The 8,881-nt window shown below is 69.0% G+C and carries 10 protein-coding genes and 1 tRNA gene; 4 read left to right on the top strand and 7 right to left on the bottom strand.

Features of this window, described 5'->3' with window-relative positions; genetic code table 11:
- The 3 genes from nadD to rsfS form a co-directional block, all read left to right on the top strand.
- Positions 1-582, top strand: a 582-nt coding sequence (gene nadD, locus LQV45_RS12495) for a nicotinate-nucleotide adenylyltransferase (protein ID WP_230007305.1), incomplete at its 5' end; no start/stop codon positions are given.
- Complete coding sequence (locus tag LQV45_RS12490) at positions 579-1,886, top strand: hypothetical protein (RefSeq protein WP_230007304.1); 1,308 nt, start codon at positions 579-581, stop codon at positions 1,884-1,886. The genes nadD and LQV45_RS12490, both read left to right, overlap by 4 nt.
- Positions 1,883-2,260, top strand: a complete 378-nt coding sequence (gene rsfS, locus LQV45_RS12485) for a ribosome silencing factor (RefSeq protein ID WP_138172321.1) — start codon at positions 1,883-1,885, stop codon at positions 2,258-2,260. Before LQV45_RS12490 ends, rsfS begins: the two co-directional genes overlap by 4 nt.
- Positions 2,261-2,309: 49 nt before the next feature.
- Here rsfS and LQV45_RS12480 read toward each other — a convergent pair whose 3' ends face one another.
- Together LQV45_RS12480 and LQV45_RS12475 are read right to left on the bottom strand one after the other, a co-directional pair.
- On the bottom strand, positions 2,310-3,347 hold the full coding sequence (locus LQV45_RS12480) for a methionine synthase (protein WP_230007303.1): 1,038 nt from the start codon (positions 3,345-3,347) through the stop codon (positions 2,310-2,312).
- An 18-nt stretch (positions 3,348-3,365) separates the two neighbouring features.
- Positions 3,366-4,358: a DUF1852 domain-containing protein gene (locus LQV45_RS12475; protein ID WP_230007302.1), complete on the bottom strand. Its 993-nt coding sequence runs from the start codon at positions 4,356-4,358 to the stop codon at positions 3,366-3,368.
- A 119-nt stretch (positions 4,359-4,477) separates the two neighbouring features.
- Here LQV45_RS12475 and LQV45_RS12470 point away from each other — a divergent pair, with 119 nt between their 5' ends.
- Positions 4,478-5,419 (top strand): LysR family transcriptional regulator, encoded by a 942-nt coding sequence (locus LQV45_RS12470; protein ID WP_230007301.1) that lies wholly within the window; start codon positions 4,478-4,480, stop codon positions 5,417-5,419.
- A 76-nt stretch (positions 5,420-5,495) separates the two neighbouring features.
- Here LQV45_RS12470 and LQV45_RS12465 read toward each other — a convergent pair.
- From LQV45_RS12465 to LQV45_RS12445, 5 genes are all read right to left on the bottom strand, one after another.
- Positions 5,496-5,571 (bottom strand) — tRNA-Ala (locus LQV45_RS12465).
- A 44-nt stretch (positions 5,572-5,615) separates the two neighbouring features.
- The gene (locus LQV45_RS12460; RefSeq protein WP_230007300.1) at positions 5,616-6,521 is read right to left on the bottom strand and encodes a 3-methyladenine DNA glycosylase; all 906 of its coding nucleotides are present in this window, start codon (positions 6,519-6,521) and stop codon (positions 5,616-5,618) included.
- Positions 6,518-7,228: an SOS response-associated peptidase gene (locus LQV45_RS12455; protein ID WP_230007299.1), complete on the bottom strand. Its 711-nt coding sequence runs from the start codon at positions 7,226-7,228 to the stop codon at positions 6,518-6,520. The genes LQV45_RS12460 and LQV45_RS12455 overlap by 4 nt, the downstream gene beginning before the upstream one ends.
- 227 nt (positions 7,229-7,455) lie before the next feature.
- Positions 7,456-8,487: an App1 family protein gene (locus LQV45_RS12450; RefSeq protein WP_230007298.1), complete on the bottom strand. Its 1,032-nt coding sequence runs from the start codon at positions 8,485-8,487 to the stop codon at positions 7,456-7,458.
- Positions 8,488-8,492: 5 nt separating this feature from the next.
- Positions 8,493-8,881: DedA family protein (locus tag LQV45_RS12445; protein WP_230007297.1), on the bottom strand; the 389-nt coding region annotated here is incomplete at its 5' end.

Here is an 8,881-nt window from a genome sequence, read left to right as displayed (position 1 = left end):
ACCCCTCGCATCGGGGTCATGGGTGGGACGTTCGATCCGATCCACCACGGTCACCTGGTCGCCGCGAGCGAGGTCGCGCAATCGTTCGATCTCGATGAGGTCATCTTCGTGCCGACGGGGCGACCGTGGCAGAAGGCCGACGTCACCGAGAGCGAACACCGCTACCTGATGACGGTCATCGCGACCGCCTCCAATCCGCAGTTCACGGTCAGCCGCGTCGACATCGATCGCGCCGGCCCCACCTACACGATCGACACCTTGCGCGATCTGAAGCGCGAGCGCCCCGGCGCCGATCTGTTCTTCATCAGCGGCGCCGACGCCGTCGCGCAGATCCTCGGATGGCGCAATCACCAAGAGCTGTGGGACCTCGCCCACTTCGTCGCCGTGTCCCGTCCCGGACATGTGCTGACGACCGAGGGACTGCCCACCGACGACGTCAGCCAACTCGAGATCCCGGCGCTGTCCATCTCGTCCACAGACTGTCGCGCCCGCGTGCGCCGAGGCCACCCGGTGTGGTACCTCGTGCCCGACGGCGTCGTGCAGTACATCGCGAAGCATCACCTCTACCGGAGCCCTGCATGAGCACATCCGAGAACCCCGAGACCCCGCCGCTGACGCGGCGTCAGCTGCGCGAACTCCGCAACACCGGCGCCACGCCGATTATCACGCCGCAGCTCGACGAGCCGGCACCGGAGACGCCCGCCGAGCCGGAGCCCACGCGGGTCGACCCCCAGATCTCCTCGCCCTCCGGCGACGCCCCGATCGAGGAAGCCCCGATCGAGGAAGCATCGGCGGAAGAGCCCGTCGTCGAGCCGCAGCAGGCTCCCGAGGTGCCGGCGAAGAAGGGCGGCGTGCTCGGAGGACTGTTCGGTCGAGGAAAGGCCGACAAGTCCGAGGCCGCCCCCGACGCAGCGGACGAGGGCGAGCCATCCTCGGACGAGGTCGCTCCCGCGGCGCCGGAGTCGACGGATGCCACCGCCCCCGCCGTGACGGAACACCCCATCGTTCCCGCGTCCTTCGCGCCCGCGTCCGACCCCGGCGACCTCGGCGTGACCGGCCTGACCCGCCGCCAAGCCCGCGCGCAGGAGCGCATCCGCACGGCGTCCGTCCCGATCATCTCGCCCGATCTGCAGCCCGGCCTCCCGGCGCCGCTGTCGGCGGCCTCGACGGCCGAGGCCCCCGCGGACGAAGAGCCCGCCGCCGAGCACGCCGTCGCCGTCGCCGCAGCGGATTCGGCCTCGCCCGACGAGACGCCGTCCACCGCGGCCGACAACGCGGACGAGCGCAAGAAGGACTCGCTGCAGGCGATCTTCCGCCCCGCAGCGACAGAAGAAACCCCCGTGGCAGCGGAGCCCTCCGCGGGAGGCGATGAGGACGCCCCGGTGTCCACCGTGAACCCGGCCCTCGGGTCCGACCTGCTCGCCGGCCAGACGCCCGAGATCTCGCTCCCGCCGTCCTTCGACCAGCTCATCGCCCGGGGCCCCTCCACCGGTTCGGTGTCGACGCCGAACGCCCTGATCCTGTCGCAGACCCCCTCGGGCGTGCCGCTCGTCGGCCCCGTGACGTCGACGGGAGAGGTGCTCATCACCGGCACGTTCGAACTCCCCGAGGGACTCGGCTCGGCCGGGCACGCTCCCGGCACCACGGACGGTCGCGACGTCGACGCCGTGCTTCTGGACGGGGAGCTGCCGCCGGCATCCTCCCCGACGCCGATCGCTGCCAGCGCCGCGATCAGCACCGTCAAGCAACCCGGTGAGATCATCCGGCCACCGGCACCCGAGAAGGGCAGCAAGCTCGTCATCGGTCTCATCATCACCACCGGCGCCCTCGCCGTCGCGGTCGCCGTCGCGCTGGTCCTCGCCTTCACGACAGGAGTCTTCGGATGACCGCCAGCGCCAACGGAATCGAAATGGCGCGTATCGCCGCCATCGCCGCCGACTCGAAGGCGGGTGAAGACCTCGTCGCCCTCGACGTGTCCGAGCCGCTGCCGCTCGTCGACATCTTCCTCCTCGTGACGGGACGCAACGAGCGCAACGTCGCCGCCATCGCCGACGAGGTCGAAGAGAAGCTCCTCGAAGCGGGCCACAAGCGCCTCCGCCGCGAGGGCCGCCAGGAATCGCGCTGGATCCTGCTGGACTTCGGTGACCTCGTGGTGCACGTCTTCCACGAGCAGGAGCGCGTCTACTACGGCCTGGAGCGCCTGTGGAAGGACTGCCCCGTCGTTCCGCTGGAGCTGCCGACCCCGGCATCCGCCGACTGAGCCGAGACGCATCGAAGGGCCGCTCCCACCGGAGCGGCCCTTCGGCGTTTCAGACCAGCGCGCCCGTGAGCTCCTCGCGCAGGATCGCCGCACCCGCGCTCAGCGCGCTCAGTTTCGCGAGGGCCACGTCCCGGGGGAGCGGCGCCATTCCGCAGTTCGAGCTCGGGATGAGCTTGTCGGCATCGACGTACTGCAGGGCCTTCCGCAGCGTGTCCGCCACCTCGTCGGGGGTCTCGATGTCGTGGGTGGCCACGTCCACGGCCCCGAGCATGACCTTCTTGCCGCGGATCAACTCGATGATCTCCATCGGGATCCGGGAGTTGTGCGACTCGAGCGACACGATGTCGATGCTCGACTGCTGCAGCAACGGGAACGACTCTTCGTACTGCCGCCATTCGGGCCCGAGCGTCGCCTTCCAGTCGGTGTTCGCCTTGATCCCGTAGCCGTAGCAGATGTGCACCGCGGTCTCGGCGCGGAGGCCCTCGACGGCCCGTTCCAGGGTCGCCATGCCCCAGTCCCGCACATCGTCGAAGAACACGTTGAACGCGGGCTCGTCGAACTGGATGACATCGACCCCCGCCGCTTCGAGTTCGCGCGCCTCCTGGTTCAGGATGCCGGCGAACTCCCACGCGAGCTTCTCGCGACTGCCGTAGTACCGGTCGGCGAGCGTGTCGATCATCGTCATGGGGCCGGGGAGGGCCCACTTGATGGGCTGGTCGGTTTGGGACCGGAGGAACGCGGCATCCTGAACGAAGACGGGCTTCTCGCGCTCGACGGCGCCGACGACGGTGGGCACGCTCGCGTCGTACCGGTTGCGGATGCGAACCGTCTCGCGGTTCTCGAAGTCGACACCGCTGAGGTGCTCGATGAACGTCGTGACGAAGTGCTGGCGAGTCTGCTCGCCGTCACTGACGATGTCGATGCCGCGCCGGCGCTGCTCGTGGACGGCCGCGCGCAAGGCGTCCTGCTGGCCCTCGACGAGAGCGTCGCCCTCGAGTGCCCACGGTGACCAGAGCTTCTCGGGTTCCGCGAGCCACGTGGGCTTGGGCAGGCTGCCGACGACGGCGGTGGGCAGAAGTGTGTTCATGTGTGGGGGTCCCGGGGATCAGCGGACGAGAGCGGGGGAGAGGCCGGCCCAGCGGGCGAGGAGGTCTCCGTGCGGCGCGATGAAGTGCTCCTCGGCGTACTTGCCCTGCGTCACGGCGAGTCGCGAGCGCTCCTCGCGGTCATACTCGACGCGCGTCCGCGAGAAGTCGTGGTTCTCGAGGGTCGGGCGGTAGATGTTCGCCGCGGCCGAGTTGGCGTTGTACAGCTCGGGCCGATAGATCTTCTGGAACGACTCCATGGTGCTGATCGTGCCGATGAGCTGCAGGTTGCTGTAGTCGTTGAGGAGGTCGCCCTGGAAGTAGAACGCGAGGGGCGCGACGCTGCCCTCGGGCAGGAAGTAGCGCACCTGGAGGCCCATCTTGCCGAAGTACTCGTCGGTGAGGGAGTACTCGTTCTGCGCGTACTCGACGCCGAGGACGGGGTGGACGTTGTCGGTGCGACGGTAGGTCTTGCTCGTCGAGACGCTGATGCAGATCACGGGCGACAGTGCGAAGCGCTCGCGATAGGCCTCGGACTCGAGGAAGTGCTGGAAGAGCGCGCCGTGGAGGGTGCCGAAGTCGTCGGGCACGGTGAAGGTCGTCGCGTCCGCGTTGACCGCGGGCAGCAGCACGCTGAAGTCGAAGTCGCGGAGGTACGACGAGAAGTTGTTGCCGACGATCCCCGGGAGGCGCTTTCCGGTCGCCCGGTCGACGATCTGCACGTCGAGCACCTCGAGGAGCGGGAACCGCTGGTCTTCGCCCTCCTCGGCGAACTCCAGGTCGACCGAGACGATGTCGAGCTCGACGGTGTAGCGGTTGCCGTCCGGGTTGTCCCACCGCGCGAGGTCGTTGAATCGACGGTCGATCATCGTCAGCGCGTTGCGGAGGTTCTCCTGCCGGTCCTCGCCGCGGGCCAGATTGGCGAAGTTCGTCGTGGCCCGAGAGCTGTCGGAGGGCGAGTAGTCCTCGTCGAACCGGGTGGTCGAGATCCGGAAGGTGAACTCGTTCGCCATGGCGCCACTCCTGTAGCTCGTCGTCCCACGACCGGGCGGTCGTCGGTGACTCCATGGTGCGGGCCACGATCGATCATCGGGTAATCCATCGCCACTATCCGTAACTATAGGATTCACCTATGGCACGACGGGCGAGCGGCGTGACGCTGCAGCAACTGCAGTCCTTCATCGAGGTCGCCGCGGAGGGCTCCATCACCGCGGCCGCCGACCTCCTCTACGTGTCGCAGCCGACGATGTCCGCCGCGATGAAGGACCTGGAAGCGCGCGTGGGCCGCGCCCTCCTCGTCCGGTCGGCGCGCGGGATCACACTGACCGCCGACGGTGTCGAGTTCCTCGGATATGCGCGCCAGGTCGTCGAACAGGTGGCGCTCCTCGAGCAGCGGTACCTGGACCGCCCGCCGTCGCGTCGGCTTCTCGGCGTCTCGACCCAGCATTACTCCTTCGCGGTGGACGCGTTCGTCCGGATGGTGAAGGCGAGCGACGCGGCCGAGTACGAGTTCTCGCTCCGCGAGACGCGCACGTGGGACATCATCGAGGACGTCCGCACGCTGCGGAGCGAACTCGGCATCCTGTACCGCAACGATTTCAACCGCAACGTGATCGACAAGCTGCTGCGCGATTCGGGCCTCGTCTTCCACCCGCTCTTCCTCGCCGACCCGCACATCTTCGTATCGCGCAAGAATCCGCTCGCGGCGCGAGAACGAGTGACCCTCGACGATCTCGCCGGTCTTCCCCGGCTGACGTTCGACCAGGGCACGAACAACTCGTTCTACTTCGCCGAGGAGATCCTCTCGACGCTGTCCAGCGCACAGGAGATCCGGGTGTCGGACCGCGCGACGATCTTCAACCTCATGATCGGCCTCGAGGGCTACACGATCTCGACCGGCATCATCAGCGACGACCTCGACCCCGAGATCGTGGCCGTCCCGCTTGAGGTCGACGAGCGCATCGAGATCGGGTGGATCGCTCACTCCGGCATCCCCCTGACCGCGCAGGCGCAGAGGTACCTCGACGAAGTGCGCGCGGTCGTCATGGAGTTCGACGTGGAGCTGATCGGGTAGCGACCGGATGCCACCTCGGCGAGCCATCGCGGGGGAAACGAAAACGTCTCGCGACGGATGCCGCGAGACGTTGTGTTGGTGGACCTGAGGGGACTCGAACCCCTGACCCCCTGCATGCCATGCAGGTGCGCTACCAGCTGCGCCACAGGCCCGTATTCGTTTGTTCCGCCTCGTTCGAGGCAACTCCATGAGCTTACTACACGGAATCAGGACGCAAGAAATCGGCGCTACCGGGCGTGTCGTCGCCCGCGGTGACGGCATTCAGCAGGCCCGTCCGTAGAGCCTGGGACCGCTCGCTCAGCGCGCGCTGGCGAGCGACGTACTGCGCCTTTCCGGCGGGCGTCTCGATCGCGACGGGGGAGTAGCCCCAGTCGGCGAGGTCGTAGGGCGATGCCTCCATGTCGAGCGTGCGGATGTCGCGGGCCAGCGCGAACGCGTCGAGCAGGATGTCGCCCGGCACGAGCGGCCCGAGCTTCACCGCCCACTTGTAGACGTCCATGCCCGCGTGCAAGCAGCCCGGCTGCTCGTGGCGGATCTGCAGGTCGCGGGTCAGCGCCGTGCGGTTGCGGGGAGCGGCATCCGGTGTGAAGAACCGGAAGGCGTCGAAGTGCGTACAGGTGAGCTCGTGGCTCTCGACCACGGCATCGGTACCCTCGCGCCCCAGCCGCAGCGGCACGGCGTGGCGCACGTCATCGGCGCGGTAGGCCATCGCCCATTCATGGAGACCGAAGCAGCCGAAACGCGCCGGACGCGCGGCCGTCGCCCGCAGCAGGTTCACGACTCCGCGGTACAGCGAGCCCCGGTCGCGGCGGAAGGTCTCGGCATCCACGTCGACGCCGTCGGCCGACGTGCGGTACCAGCGCCAGGACGCGCGCTCCTCGGCATCGCACAGCACCACACCCGGACCCGGATGCCACTTGCGCAGGATCGCGGGCTTGTACGAGTAGTAGGTGAAGAGGAAGTCCTCGACGGGGTGCTTCTGCTGTCGGGAGGCGCGCGCACGATGGGCCGCGGTCAGGTCGTCGGCCCGCGCAGCGTGCGCCTCGGCCCGGGCGCTCCACTCGGCGCGGGAGAGGGCGGTTCCGACGAGGACGCCGCTCATTCGACGGGCTCGATGAGGTCGGGGGAGTCGTTGCGGACGTTCCCCACCGCCGCCGAGACGACGTGGTCGTCGAGGGTCTCGACCATGTCGGGGGCGGCGTCGATCGCGGCATCCAGGATGTCGCCGACGTTCTCTGTCGTGGGGTCGAGCCACGCATCGGCGAAGTCGGGATCCATGAACAGTGGCATCCGGTCGTGGATCGACCCGAGCCGCCCGATGGCATCGCGCGTGAGGATGGTGCAGCTGAGCACCCAACGCGCGGGGTCGTCGTCGGCGAGTGCCGGGTCTTTCCACCACTCGTAGAGGCCGGCGAAGAACAGCGGTGAACCGTCGGCGGGGTGGATGTAGTGGGGGGTCTTGCCCGCCTCTGTCGTCTTCCACTCGTAGTACCCCGACGCGGGGATCACGGCCCGCCGCTTGATGAGGGCGTTCCGGAACATCGGCTTGTCTTCGACCTCTTCGGACCGGGCGTTGAAGGCGCGCGCCCCGATCTTGACGTCTTTCGCCCAGCCCGGGACGAGACCCCACCGCGCGACCTCGAGACGTCGCACGGGAGGCTCGCTCTTCACCGAGTCGAGCACGATCGCGACGGATGCCGTGGGCGCGATGTTGTACGACGGCGGCGGGAGCTCGTCGGCCTCGACGTCGACGCGCAGCACGCCCACGAGCTCGGATGCCACATTGGCCACGACGAATCGACCGCACATGCCTCCACCGTACGCGGCACCTCGGACACGCAGGGTGGCGACGGAGCCGTGGGCCCGCGAGACTTCACGCCGCTGACAACTCCACTTCAGGCTGCAACCGGGATGTCAGCCGGCTGCAGTCTCGCGGAATCGCCGCGCCGCACCGCCTCCGCGCCGCATCGACTCGGCGCGACACCGGCACCGCACCGGCACCGCATCGGCACCGCGCGGCACCGACCCCGCGCGGGTCAGGCGTCGCGCGAGACGACCCCGACGTCCTCGAGCCGCTCGAGGAGGCCGGCTCCATCGGACTCGGACACCCACGGCACGTCGGCGGCGGAGTGGTCGTCGACGACGGTGCGGCCACCGGCGAGCACGGCTTCCGCGGGCAGCAGACGCCGGATGGCGACGGCCGCGACGCTCTCGGGGTGCTCGATCGCGAAGCCCGTGTAGATCGAATCGTCGTGCTGGCCGTCGTCGCCGACCAGCAGCCATTTCACGTGGGGGAACTCCGCGGCCAGGCGGCGCAGGTTCTGTTCCTTGTGATCGCGCCCGCTGCGGAACCACCGGTCATGGGTGGGACCCCAGTCCGTGAGCAGGAACGATCCCGCCGGGAACAGGTGGCGGCGCATGAATCGCGTGAGGGTCGGGGCGACGTTCCACGCGCCCGTCGAGAGGTAGATGACCGGAGAACCGGGGTGCTCGCGCGAGAGACGCTCGAGCATGACCGCCATCCCGGGGACAGGCTGACGCGCGTGCTCGTCGACGACGAACGAGTTCCAGGCCGCGAGGAGCGGGCGCGGAAGAGCGGTGACCATGACGGTGTCGTCGATGTCGCTGACGACACCGAAGCGCACGTCCGACCCCACGACGAAGACGCGGGTCTCGGCGGGGTCGCTGCCCTCGACGCTCATCGTCACGGTCTGCCACCCCGGCGGCAGCGACGCGGGGAGCTTCGCGTCGATGACGCCGCCGCGGTCGGCCACGACCTCGTGCGGCACGCCCTCGATGGTGACGGTCACCTGCGCGTAGCCCACCGGGACGGCGGCGAAGCTGCGCCAGCCCCGCAGGCTCGCCGAGTCCCCGGCAGCCGTGCGCTTGAGCGGCGGCGCGATGAGGACACGGCCCAGCACCCGCACCCACTCCTCGGTGCCGTACCCCGGGAACCCGGCGACGGCGGGGCGGAGACCGCGCGCCCGCGCGCGACGTTCGCGCCAGGCATGGAAGCGGTACTCGAGGCGGGCGAACCAGAGCACTTTGGCGCGAGGGGAGCGAGGCATCCCGCTCAGTCTTTCACGTCGTCGCCCGCCGGCTCGAGGGAATCGGCCTCCTCCGCGAGGTGACGGCGCTCGATACGCTCCAACACCTTCTTGCCCACGTAGACGAGCACGAGGAAGACGACGATGATCCCGACGAAGACATACCCCGCGTAGTGGATCCGGTCCGCGAGCTCACGATAGGTACCCGCCGCGGTGGCAGCCACCGTGATGTACAGGCTCGCCCAGACGATGCACGCGGGCGCCGTCCACGCCAGGAACCGCCGGTAGCGGTAGCCGCTCATCCCCACCGTCAGGGGCACCAGTGAATGGAGCACGGGCAGGAAGCGGGAGAGGAAGATCGCGGGTCCGCCGCGGCGGCGCAAGTACCGGTCGGCGCGGTCCCAGTTGCGGTCGC

It is taken from the genome of Microbacterium sp. Bi128 (assembly GCF_918698205.1).
Note: the sequence above shows the minus strand (reverse complement) of the source record. Positions and strands in the feature narration are given on the sequence as shown.

What these genes read in the sequence shown, in the direction of transcription:
- LQV45_RS12470 (WP_230007301.1), top strand. Translation starts at nt 4,478, where the DNA reads ATGGCACGACGGGCGAGCGGCGTGACGCTGCAGCAACTGCAGTCCTTC.
- LQV45_RS12480 (WP_230007303.1), bottom strand. Translation starts at nt 3,347, where the DNA reads ATGAACACACTTCTGCCCACCGCCGTCGTCGGCAGCCTGCCCAAGCCC.
- rsfS (WP_138172321.1), top strand. Translation starts at nt 1,883, where the DNA reads ATGACCGCCAGCGCCAACGGAATCGAAATGGCGCGTATCGCCGCCATC.
- LQV45_RS12450 (WP_230007298.1), bottom strand. Translation starts at nt 8,487, where the DNA reads ATGCCTCGCTCCCCTCGCGCCAAAGTGCTCTGGTTCGCCCGCCTCGAG.
- LQV45_RS12490 (WP_230007304.1), top strand. Translation starts at nt 579, where the DNA reads ATGAGCACATCCGAGAACCCCGAGACCCCGCCGCTGACGCGGCGTCAG.
- LQV45_RS12455 (WP_230007299.1), bottom strand. Translation starts at nt 7,228, where the DNA reads ATGTGCGGTCGATTCGTCGTGGCCAATGTGGCATCCGAGCTCGTGGGC.
- LQV45_RS12475 (WP_230007302.1), bottom strand. Translation starts at nt 4,358, where the DNA reads ATGGCGAACGAGTTCACCTTCCGGATCTCGACCACCCGGTTCGACGAG.
- LQV45_RS12460 (WP_230007300.1), bottom strand. Translation starts at nt 6,521, where the DNA reads ATGAGCGGCGTCCTCGTCGGAACCGCCCTCTCCCGCGCCGAGTGGAGC.